The sequence below is a fragment of the Bacillus sp. S/N-304-OC-R1 genome, from assembly GCF_019749375.1.
Lineage (GTDB): Bacteria > Bacillota > Bacilli > Bacillales > Cytobacillaceae > Cytobacillus.
The window spans coordinates 77136-100288 of the sequence record NZ_JACWFE010000021.1; the positions used below are offsets into that span (position 1 = coordinate 77136).

Genomic DNA, 23153 nt, shown 5'->3' on the forward strand with positions numbered 1-23153 from the left:
TACCTCCAAATTGGTTATCTGCTTCTTTTATCGACATTTTCTTCAAGTGTTTAATAGTTTTTTTCCATTTCTTCTATAAGAACTAAAATCTCTGCCATTACAGCATATAGTTGCGGGGGAATATTATCCCCCAGGTCCATGTCTAGTAGGTTTGCTACTAATGAGGAATCCTCTTGCATGTGAACATTATTCTTCCTGGCCAGTTCAATAATTTGTTGGGCAATTTGGCCTTTTCCATGAGCGACAACTACAGGTGCATGACCATTTTCTTCATCGTATTTAATAACAGCAGCAGAAGGGCCATTGATTTCTTTACGTTTTTTTTGGTTGTAGTAGTTTGAAACTCTCATATTTTAAAGTCCATTCCCTTCTCAGTAAAGACTGGTCTTGTTGGCTTCTCTTGTGCTTCTGGATCAATTTGCTGTGCAGCAGCTGCTTGAATTGGTGTCATTCTTGTAAAGCTTAGACTGCTGACGTTGTACCCTACCTCTTGGAGCTTTTCTTTTGTTAAGTCCGCCAATGGCTCCATTCTCTCTTTAAAGCCCGGCCGGTCATTTTTGATCGTAATGGATAAATTTCTGTCAGTTGAATTTAAAAGAATGCCTACATCTCCAAGCTTCTTCGTTTCAAGCAAAAAGTAAAGATTACAATTTTGCCAGTCTACCTGCTGTCCTTCATTCTTTGAGTTGACAAATACTTGCAAGTTCTCTGGTTTTCCTCCTAAAAGCATAGGAAGATTGAAAAACATGCTTTGTAATGTCCCGCTCGCATCAGACTTACTTAGTAACTGTTGACCAGTTAGGTTAGTTAGAGCTTGTTCAGCCTGCTGGGCAATTTTTGATTTGGTCTCTTCCCCTTGCGCCAACTTCATCAGGACAGTTTTTAAGTTTCGCTCTTGCTGTTCATTCTGGGATTGATCACCTTTATTAAAAACTAGCGAATGTGCTACATCACTGTCATGGTTGAGTCCTAGGGAACGAACCATTTCAAACATTTGTCGAGGAGATGCTTCTTGACCAGTGTAGCCACGAGTGGTCTCTCCAAATTGTGAAAGCATTTGTTGGGCTGAAGAGCGATTTTCCAAAGCCATACTTTCTTTATTAACAAAGTGCATAATTTTTTGTTCTGACGGTTTGAATATTAGTTTGTCGATAAGATTTTTAACATCACTAACAATTTTTCCTGCTTGAGCATGTTCGCCTTTAGCTAGCAGCTTTTTCGCTTCAGCTAGTTGAGAACTTGCCTGCATGAGCTGTTTTTCTGTTTTCATATCAGTAAAAAGCATCATTTCACTTTTTAATATAGCGTTATCAAGCTTACTTATTGCCGTTTCTAGCATTTGTTTTGCCTGTGGATAGGCGTTATTTTTAAACGTTCCAACTAAGCGATGGACATTATCAAGACTTCTGGATATTTCCCGCTTAAGTTCACGAAAATCTTGTGTGGCTTGAGCTAGTTTTTGAGTAACCTTAGTAACCAGAATATCTTTTGATTGGATTTGCAATGATTGCAGCTGTTCATCAAGATCATACTGAGATGAATCTTGAGGTGCTTTTGGTTCAGATTTTGTTATCTCTTGCTCTAAATCAGTTAATTCTTTTGTCATTTGTTGACGAGCTGCAATTTCTCTACCACGATTGAGAAGCTGATTGGCTTGATTGATAGCTTTTTCTGTTCGCTCAATGGTTTTTAAATCTACATTTGGGTTACTAGTGATTTCCTTTCTAACTTGCTCAAGTGCCTGTTCTAAATTTGGTTCTTTTTGCAATAATTTCAATGCCTGATTTAATGATTCGGATGCCTTTACTCCTTGTGGCTTAACTTCCTCTATTGCTTCGCTATTTTTTATGTTATTAAAAGCCTGATCTATCTTGGAACCAGGTTGTTCCGGCTTGTTAGTGTTGATGCCATCTTCTGCTGGGGTCTCCTGTTTTAGAGCGGACTCTACCTGTTGCAGCATTTTAATTAAACGCTCTCTTCCAGCCTGGTCTAATTGGTTTGCTTGTTTTGCAAGTCGTTCAATGCCCTTTGAGATTTCTGGGTCTATTTCTTTATTGTTAACAACAAGTTCCTGCACCTTTTGTAAAACTTTATTAGTATCAGTTTCAGTTTGTATTTGTGTTCTAAGGTTTTGAATCGTATCACTAATTTGAGTTTTTTGATTGAGCGGATTTTCAATTTGTTTAAAATTCGATTCTGTTTCAATATCGGTTGCTTGCTGACTAGGGACTGTTTGAGAAGGTTGTCGGGAATCGCTCGGGCGAGGTTCATTAATATTTTGGTCTGGATGAGTTTGCTGAACTGGCTGACGCAATTCTAACAGCTTTAACTCAACTTCTGCCTTAGCTAATACCTGTTGAAGGCGATCTCGACCAATAGTTTCCTTGCCTATCTGCTGGAGCTGATTCGCTTCCTTAAGCACCTGTTCCACTTTTTGCGCTACTTCTCGATCTATTTTTGGATTGTTAACGACTTGGTCACCTACCTTTTCTATTGCTTTTTGAAGATCTGGTTCTCGTTGGATTTCTGCTTTTACATCCTTAACTACATCGCTTGGGCGCTGTTCATTACTTACACGTTCAGGTTGAACCTGCTGTACTGGCTGACGCGATTCTAACTGCTTTAATTCAACTTCTGCTTTTGCTAATACCTGTTGAAGGTGATCTCGACCAACTGATTCCTTACCTATCTTCTGGAGCTGATTCGCTTCCTTCAACGCCTGCTCCACTTTTTGCGCTACTTCTCGGTCTATTTTTGGATTGTTGACGACTTGGTCGCGAACTTTTTCTATTACTTTTTGAAGATCTGGTTCTCGTTGGATTTCTGCTTTTACATCCTTTACTACTTCGCTTGGGCGCTGTTCATTAGTTACACGTTCAGGTTGAGCCTGCTGTACTGGCTGACGGGATTCTAACTGCCTTAACTCAACTTCTGCCTTAGCTAATACCTGTTGAAGGCGATCTTCCTTGCCTATCTGCTGGAGCTGATTCGCTTCCTTTAGAGCCTGGTCCACTTTTTGTGCTACTTCTCGGTCTATTTTTGGATTATTTACTACTTGTTCGCGAACTTTTTCTATTACTTTTTGTAGATCTGGTTCTCGTTGGATTTCCGCTTTTGCATCCTTTACTACTTCGCTTGGGCGCTGTTCATTCGTTACACGTTCAGATTGAGCCTGCTGAACTGGCTGACGGGATTCTAATTGCTTTAATTCAACTTCAGCCTTAGCTAATACCTGTTGAAGGTGTTCTCGACCAACTGATTCCTTGCCTATCTGCTGGAGCTGATTCGCTTCCTTCAGCGCCTGATCCACTTTTTGCGCTACTTCTCGATCTATTTTTGGATTGTTAACGACTTGGTCACGAACTTTTTCTATTGCTTTTTGAAGTTCTGGTTCTCTTTGGATTTCTACTTTTACATTCTTTACTACTTCGCTTGGGCGCTGTTCATTCGTTACACGTTCAGGTTGAGCCTGCTGTACTGGCTGACGAGATTCTAACTGCTTTAACTCAACTTCTGCCTTAGCTAATACCTGTTGAAGGCGTTCTCGACCAATTGATTCCTTGCCTATCTGCTGGAGCTGATTCGCTTCCTTCAGCGCCTGCTCCACTTTTTGTGCTACTTCTCGATCTATTTTTGGATTGTTAACGACTTGGTCACGTACCTTTTCTATAACCCGCAGTAAATCAGGATCCCTTTGCACTTCTGCTTTAACCTCTTTAACCACATCACTTGGTCGAGAATCAACATTCGCTCTTTCAACTGCTTCTGCAATATTAGCTAGCGCTCTATTTAATACCTCTTTTCCCGTTGTCATTCTACCCTGTTTTGCTAGAATGACAGCTTCTTTTACGGCCTGGCTTGCTTTATCGGCGATTTCCTTAGAAAATCGCGGATTCTCCACAATTAATTCTTTTATTTGCTCAATGGATTTTGGCAGGTTCGGACTTTTTGAAACTTCATTTTGTAATTCCGATACAAGGCTAGCCAAATTCCCTTCCTTAGTAATTGGTAACGTTCCTGTTTTTTGTGTAGTTGAGACGCTTGCTTGGGCCTGTTGCTGCTCTTTTCTTATGAGCTGCTCTTCTGCGCTTTTTAAAGCCTGAAGCAGTCTATCTCTTCCAACGGTTTGAAGCTTTTCTGCTTCTGTTGCAGCCTTTTCAACCTTTTGTGCCAATTTACGGTCCATTTTGGGATTTTTTATAATTTCTTCTTTTATTTGCTGAATGGCTTTTTTAAGATCTGGCTCCTTTTCCACCATTTCTCGGCTTTTTCGGACTAGCTCGCTTAATTGATTAGATATAGCTGAGTTTTTTGATTTTATGTTTTCACTAATTGATTCCTGTACTTGGGCTGGCTTCTCTGTTTCAACAGGATTCAAAATAGTATTTGCTTTTGCTTGTAACTTTGTATCATTGCTTTCTAGTTTAAAATCCGGATCAATTTCTTTTGCAATGTTTGTCAGCAATTCATTTAACGGCTTGCCATGCAAAGCTTCATGTATTGCCCGCAGCTGGGGCTGTGTGGGCTCTAGTCGTTTGTTTGCAAGAGCTTTAACCGTTTCAATTTTGGATTCTATTGTTCCGTTCGCTTTATCCATGAACTCTTTAACATCCTGAACGGTTTCTTTGGATAAAGGAGAGCCCTTGTCTAAAAGGATTTGTACAGCCTGTTTTAAACTTGAACTCTCTTTTCCAGTTAGTCCAAGGCTTTTTAATACTGCTTCTTCATTTGAAACTTGAGAGCTTCCTAAAGGCTTGGCGCTTTCTGCTTCAATAGTTTTCACGTTAATGATCCCATCATTTTTTTCATTAACCTGTATCGTTACCCGATTTCCTGAAGCTGGGACACCATCTTCAAAACGAGCAAGTTGTTCTTTGCCTCTTATTTGTAAAATAGCTTCATGATCAGAAACTCTTTCCTTGATGCTAGCACGATAAACTGCGCCTTCCTTTAATTCTATTGAACTCTCTAAAATAGCTGAAGGACTAAGAGACGACTGATTGTTTATTTGCATATGTTCCACTCCCGTACATTGCTTTCTGAAATTTATATCGGATTAAACCAAATAATATTAAACTTTGTTTGGCTGGATATTATTAGGGGAGGCATTTTGACGAAGGGGAAAAAGACAAAAAAATAAGGATATCAATAAAGATATCCTAAAATCTACCGCTTCCTAAACTTTTCATCCACAGCAAAATATGTAGCTTGCTTGTCTCTTCTTTCAATTTCCTTCCTGCGCTCTTCCTCAGAAGAATGAATTTGCAGATCCTTCTTCAATTCCTCTGTACACTTATCACATAACTTCCCAGTACGGATAATTGCCCCGCATTTGTCACAAGGGTAACCAAGATTCGGGAATTGAGTTAATTGAAGACGGCCTGCTTTGATAAATTTTAAGATTAGTTCCTCTTCAACCCCGGTAGCATCTACAACCTGCTTCATTGTTGCTGCCCGGTTTTCGCGCTTGCGCATGAATTTATAGACAGATTCATAGGCTTTCTCTTCTTCTTTCCAACACTTATCACAGACGTCGCGGAATTTATTTTTGACAAAAATACTGTCGCAGTTTGGGCAATTAATGAGTTCTGCCATGGTTTCTCCCCCTTATGATGATTGTCTCTATTTTTTCTTCATTATATCTAAATATTTTTGTTTAAGAAATGGCAGATTAGCGAATTTTTACTAGCCCCGAATAAAGGTAAGAGATCTGACAGTTTGAGCACCTGCTGCTTTTAAACATTTAGCCGCATGCCGGAGTGTGGAGCCTGTTGTATAAATATCGTCTATAAGGAGGATTTTTTGATTAGATACGGGGTTTTTAATTTGAAAGACTTGCTCTAAATGGATTCGTTCTGAGCGGGATTTCTTCGATTGTTTTTCAGTATGGGTTCGGGTGAGCACGTCAGCAGGAGTGTAGCGGCAAGCTCGAATGATCCCTTCTGTTTGGTTAAAGCCGCGTTCATATTGGCGCTCGTTACTTAGTGGAATTGGAACGATGGAGTTAAAGGGAATCAAGGTAAGTTTCTTTTTTATTAAAGGGGCAATAACGTAGGCAAGTACATAGTCACCTCGATATTTAAATTGCGCCATTACTTCTTTCGCAAAATCATTGTAGGTGACAACAGAGTAGTTTTTCTCCAAAGCTCCTGCCCATTGAGGATCCTCCTCCCAGCGGACACAATCCAGGCATTGATCTTGAACTTTATATTGCGGTTCTAGTTTCTCTAATGGTCGATCACAATTCCGGCATGTGTCCCCTTCAATAAGTTCAAATTTTTCAAAGCATGACGTACATAACGGAGCATCCTCTTCTCTAGAAAATAAGGCGGTCCAGCCTATTTGCGGAGTTATCTCTGTGTGACAAACAAGACAGTAGTTAATAATCGATCAATCCTTTCTTTCTCGCTTCATCATTCATTTTGAGAATTTGTTTTTTAGCGCGGATCATCGCTTCTGTTTTTCCGTAGTGAAAAAACGTAATATCGCCGTCTGGAGCTAGTGAACTCCTGCCAACCCGCCCGGCAATTTGAACAAGCGCGCTTTCAGTAAAAATCCGATCCTCTGTTCCTAAAACAGCTACATCAATATTCGGGAAGGTCACACCCCTTTCTAAAATGGTTGTTGTGAGCAGCATTAAGGTTTCTTTGTTCCTCATCGCTTGTACTTTCTCCTTCCGCTTTGGGTCTTCTGCATGGACTGCTTCTATGTTTGTGTGTAATTTTCTTACGAGGGGAATAATTTTTTCCATTTTATCAATTTTGGGGACAAATAGGAGACACTGCTTTCCGGAATCAAGACGTAGTTTGATCCATTGAATGACGTTCGGGGGCAGTCGTTCTTTTTTAAGCTGTTTTTCCCAGTTGCCGCACCATCGGAATCTCGGAACCGGGAGAGGGTGGCGATGAAATCGTGCGGGAATGGTGACAAATTCTCTTTTTCCTTGCCGGCATTCTTTTTGCCATTTTTCATTAGGAGTAGCCGTGAGGTAGATCATGGATGATATAGGCTTTCGGGATTGGCGGACTGCATATTGAAGTGTTGCGTCAACGGAGTAGGGGAAAGCATCAACTTCATCCAAAATGACTGTGTCGAATGCTTCGTAAAAGCGAAGGAGCTGGTGTGTGGTGGTTATAGTGAGTGGTGCATTCAGATAGCGGTCCTCACTTCCGCCGTATAAGGAAGCGACAGGAATATTTGAGAATACCTTTTTTAGTCTTGGAGTGAGCTCGAAGACGACATCGGTTCTTGGTGTAGCTAGACACACTCTTTTACCACTTGAGAGCGCTTCGCTGATTCCTTCAAAAAGCACCTCGGTTTTTCCTGCGCCACAAACTGCCCAAACTAATAGTTCCTTGTTCTCTTGAACCGCTTGAACAACTCGCTGGGATGCTGTTCGCTGTCCATCGGATAATGTCCCTTCCCAAGAAAGTGGGGGGTCAGCACATTCTATATGAAGAGCAGGACCTGTCCAGCTGATTAGCGGAGTACATGTGCTCACTCTCCCCATCATCAAACATTTCCGGCAATATACACATTCCTCCCCACATCTTGCACATGGAAACGATGCCAAAAACAGCTTGTCCCGATTGCCGCATCGCTCGCAAAGATGCTTGCTGCCATCTTTGGTAATGCCTTTTCGATAAGCGAGAAAGCCATTTTCATAATGTTTTTGAATGATTTCAATAGAATAAGGAAGATCATCTAGTAGGAGCTGTTTTCCGGTTAATTGCAGTTGGAGTTCTTGATTGAAGGGAAAGTTAGGATTTAGTGTTTGTTGAGGAATATTTTCGATAGCTGAGATTTGAAGAGTTTTTTCTGAGGTAGTTAGAAGTTGGTCAGGAATGATTTGTTGATTTGATATGGAAAATCGCAATATTGATCACCTCGTGGATAGAATTGTAGTTCGGGGATATATTGTGGGAGTTGCTGATATATCTCGAATAGCGCCGATATATCCTAGACGTCGCTGATATATCCGGAAGGTTGTCGATATATCCTGAAAGTCGCGGATATATCTCGAAATTCGCCGATATATCTTGAATGTTGCGGATATATCTCGAAAGTCGCGGATATATCTCGAAAGTCGCGGATATATCTCGAAAAGTCGCGGATATATCTCGAAAGTCGCGGATATATCTTGAAAGTCACGGATATACCTTGAAAGTCGCGGATATACCCCTAAAGAGACCCATATAAAATAACATCCTATTAAATTTAATACACTTTAAAGTTATTTTCCACTGATTCTCGCAAAATTTGTAACGAATTGGATTAATTTTCACTAAATTCAATTTAAAATATTCCAAGACATTCTTCAAATTTATTAAAACCATCCAATAAGCGCCACCCAAACGAATGGCGCATCCCTATTACTTCTTCACCCAGCCAAGTCCCATCGAGCCTTCGCCAAGGTGCGTGCCAATAACTGGACCGAAATAGCTAACCATAAATTCAACATTCGGCAATTGCACTTCAAGCTCTGATTTCCACTCATAAGCCTCTTCTTCACGATTAGCATGAATAATGACTGTTCTGTATGGCTCACCAGATTTAGCGTCTTCCGCCAACAGGTCAACTACACGCTTTAAGGCTTTTTTTCGTGTGCGGATTTTTTCGAAAGGAACGATTTTCTTGTCTACGAAATGGAGTAGTGGTTTTACTTGGAGTAAGCTGCCGATTAGTGCCTGTGCACTGGAAAGTCTTCCGCCCCGCTGTAGATGAGATAGGTCGTCTACCATAAAATACGCACGGACAGACTGTTTCATTTCCTCTAAACGGGCGAGAATTTCTTGTGGAGTTTTGCCTGCTGCCGCCATTTCAGCTGCTTCCAGAACATAAAAGCCCTGCACCATGCAGCTAATCTCTGAATCGAACGGGTATACTTCAATTCCCTCTGCCATATTTCCTGCTGAAACAGCACCCTGAAAGGTTCCGCTAATTCCGCTAGATAGATGTATGCTAACGACCGCCTCATTTTCCTTTGCCAAGTTATTAAAAAGCTCAACAAATTGACCGACAGGAGGCTGTGAAGTGGTCGGAAGGTCTCTTCGTCTTACCTCTTCATAAAAATCAGCAGCACTGATTTCCATTTCTTCCTGATATGTTTCATTCCCAAAGTTTACACTAAGGGGGATCATATGAATATTTAGCTTTTCCCGCAGCTCCTTCGGGATGTAAGCAGTACTATCGGTAACAATGGCCGTTTTCGTCATTTTCTACCATCCTTATTTTCTTCTATACTTAAAGTCCATTCTATATGAAATTTAAGGGAAATGCATTTATAATAAAAGGGGCAGATAGGGGAGGTATGCACCTCTGATAAAAACTTGATAGTTCCTGTTTTTTACACATAAAACTTCATATACATAATTTACCGTTTATTGTAAGTTTGGTTTTTTGATAAAATAACGTTATTAATGTAGTGTCCCCGATTTTTTTGTGAGGAATGATTAGAATGAAAACCGTCTTTTTAAAAAACAATCCAAGCGAAACAACAATTAAAACGGTTTATGAATATAAGACGAATGTATTAAAAAAGGAACTAAGCCGCTATAAATCCATTAAGGTACCAATAAATAATGGAAGTATTAGCGGGAATGAATTGGCGGACTGGTTATTAGAAGTTTCTTCTCCTAAAGAAGTTATTGAAATAGTTCTCATGATTGAATGTGCACGGAAAAGAGGTTCGAAAATAAATTCACTCCTGCAAACAATGGCAGCTGCCCTAATAAAATAATAAAAACACGTGATGGCTTTGTAATTTCATTTTGCCATCACGCGTTTTTTTCTAGCATATTTAATGCCCTATGTACATGTTTTCGATTAGATTTCACTAAAACCAGTACATAGAACAACTCTATAAGTGAAAAGAACCAATTACCGAACTTCCACCCATCCATTTTTAATCGCCACAACAACGGCTTGTGTGCGATCATTAACATTCATTTTCTGAAGAATGTTACTTACGTGGTTTTTAACTGTTTTCTCACTGATGAAAATCGATTCACCGATGCCACGGTTGCTCTTGCCGTCAGCTAAAAGCTGAAGAACTTCACATTCGCGGCGTGTTAGTAAGTGCAGCGGGCGGCGTATTTCTACTGTTTGCGTATACGCTCCACCCTTGCCTGCCTCTTCTAGAGCAAGGCGGCGGTATTCATTCACAAGGTTGTGCGTAACCTTTGGATGCAGGTACGAGCCGCCATCAGCAACAACTTTAACAGCTTCAATTAATGCATCAGCATCCATTTCTTTTAATAAATATCCACTTGCGCCAGTCTTAAGGGCGTGAGAAACATAGTTCTCGTCATCGTGAATAGATAGAATGATGACCTTTGAATCTGGGTACTTTTCAATTAATTGTTTAGTTGCCTCAACACCATTGATATTTGGCATATTAATGTCCATGATGACTACATCAGGCTGATGTTTTTCTACAAGCCCTAGTGCTTCTGAGCCGTCATCTCCCTCTGCTACAACAGTGAATGATTTTTCAAAGTCTAATATTCTCTTTACGCCTTCTCTAAATAACTGGTGGTCATCGATTATGACAATCTTTGTAGTCACTAGTGTTCCCTCCCAATAATTGAATCAAATTTTGTCTATTTTTCATTACTTCTTTTTAAATTCTTTGCTGTGATAACTTGTAAGGAAGCCGATGTAAATGCCTTGCATCAGCTCTACTGAAAATTTACTAAACTCATTTTATACAGAAATATTTATTTAGAAAATCATTTTTCACAAGAGTAAAAACAATTAGCTACAAATTTAATGGAACCTGAATAGTGACAATGGTCCCTTTTCCAAGAACAGAATCAATGGAAAGCTGCCCTTCTAGCAACTCAACCCGTTCTCTCATACCCATGATGCCAAATGAATTATTTTTCTTTTCTTGCATGTCAAAGCCTTTTCCATCGTCTTTAATGACAACCGTTATTCTGGAACAGTTGATTTCAAGCCTAACTGTGATGAGATTGGCATTAGCATGCTTTAATGCATTTTGCACAGACTCCTGAATAAGGCGGAAAAGAGCGACTTCATATTGAGCAGGCAGACGCTGCTCTTCTTTAATAACAGAATAATCAATTCGAATGGTCTTATGATATTCTTCGATCGTTCCTAAGTATTTTTTGAGGGTAGGTACTAAGCCTAGATCGTCAAGTGCCATCGGACGCAGGTCATAAATAATCCGGCGAACCTCATACAGCGCATTGCGGACCATTTTCTTAAGATCCCTAATTTCTCCTATCGCTGCAGGTCCCCCCTGCTCCTTATACACCCGTTCAATTAAATCTGAGCGCATCATCACATTCGCCATCATCTGTGCGGGACCATCATGAATTTCACGCGACAGGCGCTTGCGTTCTTCTTCTTGGGCTTCAATGATCTTCAAGCCGAACTCCTGCTTGAGCTTGGCATTTTCAAGCATTTCGCCAACCTGCCTCAGATCGCTCGTTAAATAATTCATGACGACTGAAATTTGCGAAATGAGATGCTCAGCACGTTCAATTGTTTCATTTAAGCCGACAAGCCTTCGTTCAATATCATCCCGCCTGTCCCGAAGCTGCCTCTCTAACTGCTGATTCATGGAATAGTCCATTTGCAGGCGGTGGGCCCTCTCATAGGCCTCCCGCACCTCAGCCTCCGAGTAATCCTTAAAGTGCTTACTAACCTCAGAAAGCTTCTTTCTAGCAAAACGGGTCTGCGCCTCCAGCTTGTCCCCTTCATCGATAGACTTCTTAACTAGCACCTTCACTTCTTTAAGCTCATCTGCTAATGACAGATGCTCTTTCCGGCATTGCTCACCAATTCGAAACACTTCATCCTTACTGGCTCCGACGGTTTCAACCATTTTTTCTAAAATCATATCAAGAGTATTCGTGTCAAATTTCTTCGTCATAAGATTCCTCCAATGATTAGACACCTAAAAATTCCCAAATGTGAAATCAAATCAGATTCACTAGGCTCTAACTCAATTTGGCGGCAAGCAAGGCTTCCTGCACATACAAATGTTCTTTGTTTTGCCTTACAGGGGGCAGAAAAGTCTAATTCCTGGACCTCTCTTTATAAAAATAATAGCCCTTCACCTATACTCATTATATTAGCTTTATTTAATAAGAGATACTATCATTCTTGCCATTAAAATATACCAATTGGAACAAAATTCGGTAAAAAGACTCATGCTTGAGTTTTTTCTCTGTGTCTTATATCCTAGTATAATGACTCTACTTGTATACAAATCCTAAATTCATTCTTCTATATTTAGTATTTATTAGCTCACGATACATATGATGGATTTCCACTACAAAGATAGTGTTATTATATCATGGCCCCAAATACGCAATATTAAAATTACATTACAAAACGTGGGGTATTTTTCATTTTAATTATATTTTGGAATTAGATGTTACTTTTCCCTTTTTCATTGATGTTTCGATTCGTGTCGAATTATAATGAAGAAAGGTGAATTAGAACAGAAAGGAGCGGTTTCTAATGCTGCCCCGTTACTATACAGTTAAAGGCTACGGTGAACACGAAATTGTCATTCAGAAATCTCGCTTCATTGCTTACGTGACAAGAGCTGAGACCGAAGCGGAAGCTCAGGACTTTATTGGTCAAATTAAGAAAAAACACTGGGACGCAACTCATAACTGCTCAGCCTATATGATTGGCGAAAACGATCAAATTCAAAAGGCAAATGACGATGGAGAACCTAGCGGCACAGCAGGTGTTCCTATTCTTGAAGTACTGAAGAAGAAACATTTAAAAGATACAGTAGTCGTCATTACCCGCTACTTCGGCGGCATTAAGCTTGGTGCTGGCGGTCTCATCCGCGCATACGGCAAAGCTACCTCCGAAGGCATTGATGCAACGGGCATTGTCGAACGGAAATTAATGAGAGTCATGCACACGAAAGTAGACTACACATGGCTTGGAAAGCTCGAAAATGAACTGCGCTCCTCCGTATACACGATTAAGGACATTCATTATCTCGATAATGTAGAATTTGAAACTTTTGTTGAAGAAGAGCAAACCGAGAATTTTATTAACTGGATGGTTGAGTTGACGAATGGCCAAGGGGTTATTTCAAAAGGTGACCAGCTTTATTTGGAGGAAGTAGTGGGAAAATAATTATATTTACGATTGCATATAATTTCGGTAAAATTAACTATTGTTCCATCGTGTTTTTTAAAATTCAAAAAATTACTATATTATGATAAAAGTGGGGATAGAATGTCTAAATCTAGGTCTAATAGGAGAAAGGGCAAGAAAAAGCGCATTTGGCGTAACACTGTTCTCTTTTTTCTGCTCCTCATAATAGGCGGCGGATCCTATTTTGTTTTTAATTTATTTTACCAAGCGAAATTAGCCAGTGACAATATTTATCAGGAAATTGATCGCGATAAAATTAAAAATCATCGGACAGAAGACGTTAAGATTACTAAGGATGCTTTTAATATCTTACTATTAGGGATAGACGAACAAGGTGGCGGGAAGAGATCGGACGTACTCATGCTTGTAACCGTCAATCCTCAAACCGAGGAAGTTTCCATGCTTAGCATCCCTCGGGACACAAGAACAATGGTTCCTTCAGCTGGTTTTAAAACCAAAATTACTGAGTCCTATAGCTATGGCGGTGTAGAATCTACTATTGATACCATTAATCAATTATTGGATGTGCCCATTGATTACTATATCACCACAAATTTCGAAGGATTCGAAGACATCGTAAACACGCTTGGCGGCGTTCAAGTAAATGTTCCTTTTACATTTAAAGCTCAATTAACTGGAAGCTTAAAATGGAAAACGTTTTATGAAGGAAAGATGGATTTAAACGGAAACGAGGCGTTAGCTTACGTTCGAATGAGAAAAAAGGATCCACAAGGTGATAAGGGACGTAATGAAAGACAAAAAGAAGTAATAAAAGCGATTATCGATAAAGGTACTTCTTTCGGATCTATTACAAAAATTGATGATATTCTCGGTGATTTAGGTGAGAATGTGAAAACGAACATTCCCCCATCTAAGTTTGCGAGTTTTGTAAAGTTGTATTCAAAGCTAAAAAACACAGAAATTCAGAACCTAGCTTTAAAAGGCTATGACCAAACAATAAATGGTATTTATTACTATATACCGGAAGATGAATCTATTAAAGAAATAAGCACCATTTTAAACAACTCATTAAACAATATATCTTCTAACAATATAACCGATAATCAATCATCGGATTCTAATGCGTCTGAACAAGCTTCAGGTGAAAAATACTAGTTTTCTTTTTTTAACAGATTATGATCTTGATAGGGCTGCCAGCAATGGCGGCTTTTTTATTTTTAACACTCCAAAGGTTACTAGAACCTTCATCTTAACCCGCGGAATCTGCCTGAAATCTATTAAATCTCCTCCAAAACATTCCATATTATCTCATTATTACTCTCCACTATTTTCCTCCTTACAATTTTTCCTAATCATAAATGCCTATATTTGCTTTTTCGGGTTGGAACATTAGACAAAATTCGCTAGAATAAGATAGAAAACAATATAATATTTGTCGACGGAGGGAAAAACTTTGAAAAAATTGATTGCTTCTTCTGTTCTTGCTACTGCTGCTTTATTTCCTGCCCTCGTACAAGCTGAGAACCTGACTACTCCGACCAACATGTTTACCGACCAAAATGTTGAGATAAGAAAAGGCGCAACCACTGCCTATCCTGTTATAACATCTCTTCCGATAGGAAAAAACGTAACCGTTATTGATGAATTTACAAACTCAACAGGAGAAACATGGTATAGAGTAGATTTAGGTAGCAAACAAGGATGGGGATTAGCTAGCAATTTTACAGCTAAGCAAAGCAGCCAGACTTCATTACAAGCAGGAAGCCAAGCAACGATAACAGAGGACCAAGTAAATGTTAGAAAAGGGGCAACCACCTCTTATTCAGTCGTAGCCAAACTAGCAAAAGGAACAAAAGTTAAGATTATTGATACCTATACAAATAGTAACAGCGAACTATGGTATCGAATCGAAACTGGATCTGTAAAAGGATGGGTCATACAAAATTACTTGACGCCGGTAAGCGATTCAAAGCCTGCCCCACCTGTTACAGAAAGTAAACTTATTCAGTCAGATAAAACTGCCGTTAGAAAAGGGGCCACTAGTTCCTACAGCATTGTTACATATGTAAATAAAAACCAAAAGGTTACGATCATAGACACTTTTAAAAATGCTGCGGGCGAAACATGGTATCGGGCAGACCTAGGAACAATTAGGGGATGGATTCACGAGGATGCATTTAAACCTGCTGCAAACCTGCCAAGTCCCCCTGATACTGAAACAACTCCTGACACACCAGCACTTCCGGAGATTGGCAGCTATGTTTACAGTCAACAGAACGGGTTAGACGTTAGGAAAGGTGCTACTGAATCTTATTTATCTGTAACAAAGCTTTCACTAAACCAAAAAGTAAAAATAATTGATACCTTTACTAATGCAAATGGTGCAGTGTGGTTACGAGTGGAAGTGACTCCAACATTAGTGGGCTGGATCCCAGCAAATTCCATTAATACAACGGAGGCACTGAACCTTGATTTATATGTTAGTGTGGCGGTTGCGAATTTACGAACAGGTCCTTCCACAGATGAATCTGTCATTGATCAAGCAACAAAAGGAACTCTATTAAAAGCAATAGGTAAAGAATATGATGCTAATGGAGATCTTTGGTATAAAGCGATTAACAGCTCCAATCAAACTGTTTGGGTCCATGAATCAGTCGTTTCTACTCAGCCCTCTTTTAGTATTGGAACAACTCTAATTGTTAACACTACCAGTATTAATTTATACTCAGGAGCTTCCACACAATATAAAGTCAAAGAAGTTCTTAAAAAGAATAGTAAAATCACTATTGTAGGTGAATTTACAAATTCTCTTGGCCAGCAATGGCTGCAAGTTAAGAGTGCAGCAGGGAATACAGGCTGGATTCAAGGCACATATATTGATTCCCTTCAACTAATTGATAAGAAGCTTCTTTCTCCTGAAGTGACAAGCTTAGAAGGAGATCAATACTTAAATTGGAAAAAATCAAGTAAATTTTCTATCTCCTACTCTACTTTATCTTCCAACCGATTAAAGCTGACTGGAGGATTAACTGGAGTAGATCTGCCAAAAGATAAAATTACCGGGATTCAGTCGATTGAAACGATTGCTTCTGGAAGTGAACAATCTATTATTATTACTTTTGAACCGGGATACACTTTTACATTAAGAAATTATAATGACAAGCTATCGATCAAGATCGTACCATTTGGGTTGCTAGGCAAGCATATTATTGTGGATGCCGGGCATGGAGGCAAGGATACAGGTGCAATTGGTGCTACTGGCTTAAGAGAAAAAGAAGTGACTTTAGGGACCGCCTTATTACTTAAAGAACAACTAGAAGCATATGGAGCCATTGTGACTTTAACCCGTAGCACGGATATCTTTTTAGAACTTTCTGAGAGAACAGCTATTGCCAACAAGTCCCACGCAGATGCGTTTATCAGTATTCATAGCGATTCTGCTTCGGCAACAGCTAAAGGAACAACTACCTACTATAATTCAACTGTTAATTATAATGGTCCACGGAGTAAAACCCTAGGAGATGCTGTTCAGAAGAATATGATCTCTTCAATGAACACATATAACAGAGGGGTTAAGGAACAAGAATTCTATGTAAATCGTATGAATGAGCTTCCAAGTGTTCTAGTTGAATTAGCGTACCTATCGAATAAACAAGAGGAAGCACTGTTAAAAACTACCGAATTCCGTAAAAAAGCAGCTATTGGAATCGCAAAAGGGTTAGAGGAATACTTTAACAACTTCTAAAATCTTGTAACCTATTTCCTGACAAAGGGAATTATGTTAATCTACTATATGTAAAATGAATTTGGGTATTTCTTTAAAAATACCCAATTTTTTTCGTATAAACTACATAGGGGGAAAAAAAATGAACCGATCTAAAAACATAATCGTTGCTGGAGCATTGACACTTAGCATTGGAGCGGGCGCTATTTTGGCAACTCCCCAGGCTATGAAAGCTTCTAGCAATGTTGTATTAGCAAGTGTTGATTGGGTTACATCCCAATTAAATCCAATGAAAACAAAATTAACGGAATTAGAGAATAAGATTAATTCACAGCAGCAAGAGATTAATAGTCTTAAAACACAATTATCTCAAGTAGGCACAAACCCAGTAACACCACCGCCTACAACAACAGAGCCACCAGCAACTGGAGACCTGCCATCCACTGTATATGCGGCTAATGCAACGGTAAATATTCACTCAGGAGCAACAAAGGATTACAAGGTCATTGCTACTCAAACAAAAGGAACGTCTCTAAAAGTTATTGATAAATTTAATTCAGCTACCGGCCTATGGTATCGTGTTGAACTTTCAGCTACGTTAAAAGGATGGGTGTTCTCTAACGAAGTATCTGTAACAAAGCCTAGCACGAGTGGCCCAACACAAGTCGTAACGACTGGTGAGGTTTATTTACGTAAAGGGGCTACGACAAGTTATGCTGTTCTTCAAACTCTGCCAAAGGGAACAACGCTGAAGTATATTTCAACATTTACTAATACAAAAGGCGAAATTTGGTACAATGCTGAAACTTCTGCTGGAGTTAAAGGTTGGATATCCGGGACTCTTAGCGAGGTGAAATAAATTGAAAAAATTCACTGCGATTCTTGCTAGTTTATTGATCCTACTTGTCTATCTTCCGACTAACTCTAAAGCAGCAGATCTAGTCAGCTATCCCCAAGAAGTAAATGTCTCTGTTCATTTAGCGGCAAGTGTAACAATGACTGTGAATGGAAACTATCAATTAAGCAACAGAGATTCTGGGGAAATAACCGATATCCCTCAAGGAACGGTTCTAACAGTAAAAAAGGATAATACAAATGTTAACGTTTCTTTCAGCGGGAAAAGCCTAAATGCGGTAAAAGGCTTTGATTTACAAGAGAAAATAAACTCAAGCACCTCTCTAGTAAGAGTCAGCAATGGCATCACTTACAGAGGAAGCTTCTTCTTAAAACCAAATGGAAGTAAAATTGAGATTATTAATTTTCTAGATATGGAGGATTATCTAAAAGGTGTGGTTCCTAGTGAAATGCCTGCCTCCTTTCATAAAGAAGCCCTAAAAGCCCAAGCCATTTCTGCAAGAAGCTATGCGGCGAATACGATGATGCTGACAAGCACCGCTGCGAGCCAAGTCTATCGTGGTTATACAGGTGAAGATCCTAGAACGAATGCAGCTATTAAAGAAACTGAAGGCTTACTTGTTAAATATAACGGCAAGCCGATTCAAACATTCTTCTTTTCTACGAGCGGCGGCAGAACAGCCAATGTAGGAGATGTGTGGAATTCGAAGCAAGAAAACTTTCCGTATCTTGTTTCAGTAGAGGACCCATATGAGTCGTCTCCGTATAGTAATTGGACTGAAACATTCTCTGCTGAGACACTGCTTAAATCATTTGGTTTCACTGATTTATCTGCACAAATCTATGATGTCATATTAAATAAATCTGGGGCAAACGGAGAAGTAAAAGGGGTTACCTTAAAAACATCTGCTGGCGACAAAACGGTTACTGGCAATGAGTCCGTTATTCGCGACCTTTTCCCTATCAACAATCCTTTGCTATACAATAAACTACAATCCAATTGGTTTGACATCCAGCTTAATGGATCTGTTTCACAAGAACTCTCCGTTCAAACAGACAGCGGCACTTCTACCATTGGAGATATGAAGGGACAAAAAGTACTAACAGCAAGTGGAGAAGTTACATTAACCGATTCTAACGTTTCTATTCAAACAGCAAACGGTGTCATCACAAATGAAGGCACTGGAAACATTACGTCTGTGACTCTTAACGGAAAAGGCTGGGGCCACCGTATCGGCATGAGCCAATATGGAGCAAAAGGCTTAGCTGAAAGAGGCTGGACAGCTGAACAAATTATTACTCACTACTTCCAAGGAACAACTGTTTCTAAGTAATACCTTCAAAGGTGCATCCATTAGTTAGTTTAGGCTAATTGGATGCTCTTTTTGGCTTTTGGAGATGAATTTTTGGTGTTGTAAGTGCTCGATTGTGGTTGAACTATATGCTCGTAATCACTTTGAACTGTTGATTGAGTTTTTGGAATGGTGAATGATGCTCAACTTTTGTCCTTTGCTTGCAGTCATCCAATAAACCTTTTATTGGATACAGTGGCAGCCTTCTTCCGGGCTGGCTGATAAATTTTATTATCGGACACGGAAGCGGCTTTTCCTTCGAAGCTGGCCAATAAACCCTTTTATCGGACACAAGGGGCTACTTTTCCTTCGAAGCTGGCCAATAAATCTTTTTATCGGACACGGAAGCTACTTTTCCTTCGAAGCTGGCCAATAAACCCTTTTATCGGACACAAGGGGCTACTTTTCCTTCGAAGCTGGCCAATAAACCTTTTTATCGGACAAGGGTAGCTACTTTTCCTTCGAAGCTGGCCAATAAACCTTTTTATTGGACACGGAAGCTACTTTTCCTTCGAAGCTGGCCAATAAACCCTTTTATCGGGCACAAGGAGCTACTTTTCCTTCGAAGCTGGCCAATAAACCTTTTTATCGGACACAAGGAGCTACTTTTCCTTCGAAGCTGACCAATAAATCTTTTTATCGGACACGGGTAGCTACTTTTCCTTCGAAGCTGGCCAATGAACCTTTTTATCGGACACAGGCGACCGCTTTTACAGTCAAAGCAGTCCGATAATCCTCTTTATCGGACACGAGTAGCGACTTTTCCTTCGAAGTTGTCCAATATACCTCTTTATTGGACACGCTGCACTGCTTATACTTCACTGCTGTCCAATAAACAAAAAAGCAAGCAGAGCCCCTACACTCCACTTGCTTCATCTAATAAACCTATTGTACTTCCTTCGCTTTTTGCTTTGTATCAAGATTATCAAGTATATCATCCACAATACTTTTCCATGAGTACTGCTCAATGGCAAGCTTGCGGCCATTTTCAGTCATAACCTGATACTCATCATCTGATACTTTCATTAATTCCTCAATAGCAGCTGCAATTCCCTCTGGATTTTCCGGTGGAGCAATTTTTCCGCACTGGAATTCTTCCAAAATCGCAGCACTTTCTCCATCTCCGCAGTAGAGAACTGGTACGCCTGAAGAAATGGCTGGGAAAATTTTAGATGGCCTTGCCCCTTTAAACAGCTCAATATTTCTCAGTGAAACAACACTGTAATCAGCGATCGAGAACATCCTTGGCATTTCTGAAACGGGAACGGATCCGTAGAAGGTTACATTATCAAGCTGTAGCTCCTCTTTCATGCTCAACAGCTTCTCCCGCTCCTGGCCGTCTCCAACAAAGAGAAAATGTACATCTGGAAGCTTGTCCTTTAATAATAGCGCTGCTTCCAATACGGAATCCAATCCTTGAGCATACCCTAGCGCACCAGCATACATAAAGACCTTTTTCCCTTGGATGCCGATTTTTTCTAATAGTTCATGGTCCTTTGGCAGCGGCTTAAAGGTATCTGTATTCACCCCATTCGGTAGAAGAAATACATCTGATTCGCTTTTCCCCTTCCGAATCATGTAATCCTTAATACCTTCCGTTGCAGTAGCAATTTTCCAAGATTTCTTGTATAGAAATCTTTCCAGCCTTTCTGCTAAGCGAATAAAGTTTTTATTTTTCAAGATGCCTAATTCAACGGCTGATTCTGGCCAAATGTCGGCAACATTAAAGACAAACTTAGCCCGCTTCATTTTCGCACCGAGATAGCCTGTAATGCCAAGAAACAATGGCGGCGAATTACAGATAATCACATCGGTTGGTTTCGATTTCATTATGGAAAAAAAGGCACTAAAGGTGAAGGAAAAATAAGAAGCAAGCCGCTTCCAAAAGCTTCCCTTTGGAGATGGATAAATCCATGATCTATGAACAGGGATCCCATCCCACTCTTCAAACATATAAAACTTTCCTCGATATTCCTCAGGGATAATACCATGAGGGTGGTGAGGAAAGGCCGTCAATACTTCCACCTGATGTCCTCTGCTAATTAGCTCTTTACTTACTTCATACACACGAATTTGCGGAGCACCTGTTTCAGGGGGAAAATGCTGACACAAATAAATCACTCTCATTTTCCCATCTCCAATTAGTTCACATTTAATTGTTTGATATAAGCTTCTAGCTTATCTTTAAGATCCGGACGTTTTAAGGCATAATCAATGGACGCCTGTAAAAAGCCAAATTTATCTCCTACATCATAGCGTTTTCCTTGAAGGATATAAGAATAGATAGATTCTTTTCCTAATAGACGGTCAATCGCATCTGTTAGCTGAATTTCGCCTTTTTTATCTGGAGCAACTTCTTCCAGTAACTCAAAAATAGCTGGCGATAAAATGTAGCGTCCTACAATTGCTTGTGTGGATGGAGCTTCCTCGATAGATGGCTTTTCAACAAGGCTCTCGACTTTGTATAAATCGCCCTCTTTCTCTGAGTAATTCACAATCCCATACTTATTCACTTCAGAACGAGGAACTTCATTACAGCCAAGAATGCTGGATTGAACGACATTATACTGATTAATCATTTGCTTTAAAGCTGGAACTTCACTATCAACAATATCATCACCTAGCAGAACCGCAAATGGTTCATTGCCGATAAATTTCTTAGCACATAACACAGCATGTCCTAAGCCTAATGGCTCTTTTTGGCGGACATAGTGTATATCCACAAGGTTTGAGATATTCTCAACAATCTCGAGCATATCATGCTTACCTGTTCTTTCAAGCAGCATTTCAAGCTCAACAGATTTATCAAAATGATCCTCGATCGCCCTTTTGCTTCTTCCTGTTACGATAATAATATCTTCAATGCCGGATTCAACAGCTTCTTCAATAATATATTGAATCGTTGGCTTATCAACGATCGGAAGCATTTCCTTTGGCTGTGCTTTCGTTGCTGGAAGGAAACGCGTTCCTAACCCTGCAGCAGGAATTACCGCCTTTTTTATCATGATTTCATCCCCCTATTCAAGGTTTGATCGTATAGATCTAGCATGCCGTTAGCATTGTCCACCCAGTTATAATGAGCTTTTACATGGTCAATCCCTGCTTGACCCATTTCTCTGCTTTTTTCTTTGTTGTCTATTAAAGAGCGAATGGCCTTTGCCAATTCTTTCGGGTTTTCCTTCGGTACCACATACCCCGTCTTCCCTTCCAGGACAACCTCTGGAAGGCCGCCGACATTGGACACAACAACTGGAACACCGCAAGCCATTGATTCTACCGCCGCTACACCAAAGCTTTCACTGTCCTCTGTGGAAGGAACACCGAATACATCCATTTTATTTATGTATTCAGGAACCTTATCATTTGGAACACGGCCTGTAAAAGTAGTAACACCATCGATTTTCAGATCGCGTGTTAATTGGATATACTCATCCTTCTGCTTTCCATCTCCCACAATTAATAGGCGTGCATTGCTAGTAGCAGAATAGATCTCCGCGAACGCATGAATTAAATCCCCAATTCCATATTTATCTTCTAAGGCCTTAACCGTACCAATTGTAATATCATCTTCAGAATTTAAACCTGGAATCGGCTTAAATTTCTCCATATCTACACCGAATGGAGTGACGAAAATGTTTTTGTTCGTATACTTATTTGTCTCTTTAGCCATGATATGACTTGTAGAACAAATCACATCTGCTTTAGACAGTGTATACTCTACAATTTTCCGATTTACGCAGCCTTGCTGAGGGAATTGAAAAACATCCCTTCCCCAAACAGATACATAAAAAGGCTTGTAATTCGCAAGTGCTCCAATGAACCCGTAGCTGGATACATAGTGAGCATGAAGAATATCCGGTTTTAACTGTTTTAATACTTTTTTAAGTGCAAATACGCTTGAAAAATAGGATAGCTTCCCAGGTAAAAGCTTTGGAAGTGTGATCGTATCAACTTCCTTCGCATTCTCCTCAGAATAATGATCAGCAAAGGTAACGACCTTCACATCTATTCCGTTGTTTTTGTAAAATAAGGCCCACTTATGCGTATGAATCGATCTGCTCGGAGCCAAAATTAGAACTTTCATATTTCCTCCTGTAGATGCGCTCGAG

At 39.8% G+C, this 23153-nt stretch carries 17 protein-coding genes; 6 read left to right on the forward strand and 11 right to left on the reverse strand.

The annotated features are described in order from the left end of the window. Nucleotides 1-50 precede the first annotated feature (50 nt). The 6 genes from H0173_RS16510 to H0173_RS16535 all read right to left on the reverse strand — a co-directional run bounded on the left by H0173_RS16510 (nt 51) and on the right by H0173_RS16535 (nt 9215). A complete protein-coding gene (locus tag H0173_RS16510) occupies nt 51-350 on the reverse strand; it encodes an EscU/YscU/HrcU family type III secretion system export apparatus switch protein (RefSeq protein WP_221847614.1) in 300 nt (99 codons plus the stop codon). Further along, the gene (locus tag H0173_RS16515; RefSeq protein WP_221847615.1) at nt 347-5014 is read right to left on the reverse strand and encodes a hypothetical protein; all 4668 of its coding nucleotides are present in this window, start codon (nt 5012-5014) and stop codon (nt 347-349) included. Before H0173_RS16515 ends, H0173_RS16510 begins: the two co-directional genes overlap by 4 nt. A gap of 152 nt (nt 5015-5166) precedes the next feature. Continuing rightward, nucleotides 5167-5595, reverse strand: a complete 429-nt coding sequence (locus H0173_RS16520) for a TIGR03826 family flagellar region protein (RefSeq protein ID WP_221847616.1) — start codon at nt 5593-5595, stop codon at nt 5167-5169. A 90-nt stretch (nt 5596-5685) separates the two neighbouring features. Further along, a complete protein-coding gene (locus H0173_RS16525; protein ID WP_260631227.1) occupies nt 5686-6144 on the reverse strand; it encodes a ComF family protein in 459 nt (152 codons plus the stop codon). A 235-nt stretch (nt 6145-6379) separates the two neighbouring features. Further along, nucleotides 6380-7876: an ATP-dependent helicase ComFA gene (locus H0173_RS16530; protein ID WP_221847617.1), complete on the reverse strand. Its 1497-nt coding sequence runs from the start codon at nt 7874-7876 to the stop codon at nt 6380-6382. A 496-nt stretch (nt 7877-8372) separates the two neighbouring features. Beyond that, nucleotides 8373-9215: a DegV family protein gene (locus H0173_RS16535; protein ID WP_221847618.1), complete on the reverse strand. Its 843-nt coding sequence runs from the start codon at nt 9213-9215 to the stop codon at nt 8373-8375. Nucleotides 9216-9457: 242 nt separating this feature from the next. Between H0173_RS16535 and H0173_RS16540 the strand changes: the two genes are divergently transcribed. Next, nucleotides 9458-9739 (forward strand): hypothetical protein, encoded by a 282-nt coding sequence (locus H0173_RS16540; protein WP_221847619.1) that lies wholly within the window; start codon nt 9458-9460, stop codon nt 9737-9739. 140 nt (nt 9740-9879) lie between these two features. Here the strand turns inward: H0173_RS16540 and H0173_RS16545 are convergent, their stop codons facing one another. Both H0173_RS16545 and H0173_RS16550 read right to left on the reverse strand, forming a co-directional pair. Further along, entirely contained in the window at nt 9880-10566 is a 687-nt protein-coding gene (locus tag H0173_RS16545; RefSeq protein WP_221847620.1) for a response regulator transcription factor, read from the reverse strand. A gap of 193 nt (nt 10567-10759) precedes the next feature. Continuing rightward, nucleotides 10760-11899 (reverse strand): sensor histidine kinase, encoded by a 1140-nt coding sequence (locus H0173_RS16550; protein WP_221847621.1) that lies wholly within the window; start codon nt 11897-11899, stop codon nt 10760-10762. Between the two features lie 593 nt (nt 11900-12492). Between H0173_RS16550 and H0173_RS16555 the strand changes: the two genes are divergently transcribed. From H0173_RS16555 to H0173_RS16575, 5 genes are all read left to right on the forward strand, one after another. Next, on the forward strand, nt 12493-13131 hold the full coding sequence (locus tag H0173_RS16555) for a YigZ family protein (RefSeq protein ID WP_221847622.1): 639 nt from the start codon (nt 12493-12495) through the stop codon (nt 13129-13131). A 102-nt stretch (nt 13132-13233) separates the two neighbouring features. After that, entirely contained in the window at nt 13234-14268 is a 1035-nt protein-coding gene (locus H0173_RS16560) for an LCP family protein (protein ID WP_221847623.1), read from the forward strand. A 298-nt stretch (nt 14269-14566) separates the two neighbouring features. After that, nucleotides 14567-16858 carry an N-acetylmuramoyl-L-alanine amidase family protein gene (locus H0173_RS16565; protein WP_260631228.1) on the forward strand — a complete coding sequence of 764 codons (2292 nt, stop codon included), beginning with the start codon at nt 14567-14569 and terminating at the stop codon, nt 16856-16858. Nucleotides 16859-16979: 121 nt separating this feature from the next. Continuing rightward, nucleotides 16980-17696 carry an SH3 domain-containing protein gene (locus H0173_RS16570; protein WP_221847624.1) on the forward strand — a complete coding sequence of 239 codons (717 nt, stop codon included), beginning with the start codon at nt 16980-16982 and terminating at the stop codon, nt 17694-17696. 1 nt (nt 17697) lies between these two features. Further along, nucleotides 17698-19026 carry a SpoIID/LytB domain-containing protein gene (locus H0173_RS16575; RefSeq protein WP_221847625.1) on the forward strand — a complete coding sequence of 443 codons (1329 nt, stop codon included), beginning with the start codon at nt 17698-17700 and terminating at the stop codon, nt 19024-19026. A 903-nt stretch (nt 19027-19929) separates the two neighbouring features. Here H0173_RS16575 and H0173_RS16580 read toward each other — a convergent pair. From H0173_RS16580 to H0173_RS16590, 3 genes are read right to left on the reverse strand one after another with little or no spacing between them, the layout of a single operon-like run. Beyond that, a complete protein-coding gene (locus H0173_RS16580) occupies nt 19930-21171 on the reverse strand; it encodes a glycosyltransferase family 4 protein (protein WP_221847626.1) in 1242 nt (413 codons plus the stop codon). Between the two features lie 14 nt (nt 21172-21185). Continuing rightward, nucleotides 21186-22049, reverse strand: coding sequence for a UTP--glucose-1-phosphate uridylyltransferase GalU (galU, locus tag H0173_RS16585; RefSeq protein ID WP_221847627.1), 864 nt, complete (start codon nt 22047-22049; stop codon nt 21186-21188). Next, nucleotides 22046-23128 (reverse strand): glycosyltransferase, encoded by a 1083-nt coding sequence (locus H0173_RS16590; protein WP_221847628.1) that lies wholly within the window; start codon nt 23126-23128, stop codon nt 22046-22048. Before H0173_RS16590 ends, galU begins: the two co-directional genes overlap by 4 nt. Between the last annotated feature and the right edge of the window lie 25 nt (nt 23129-23153).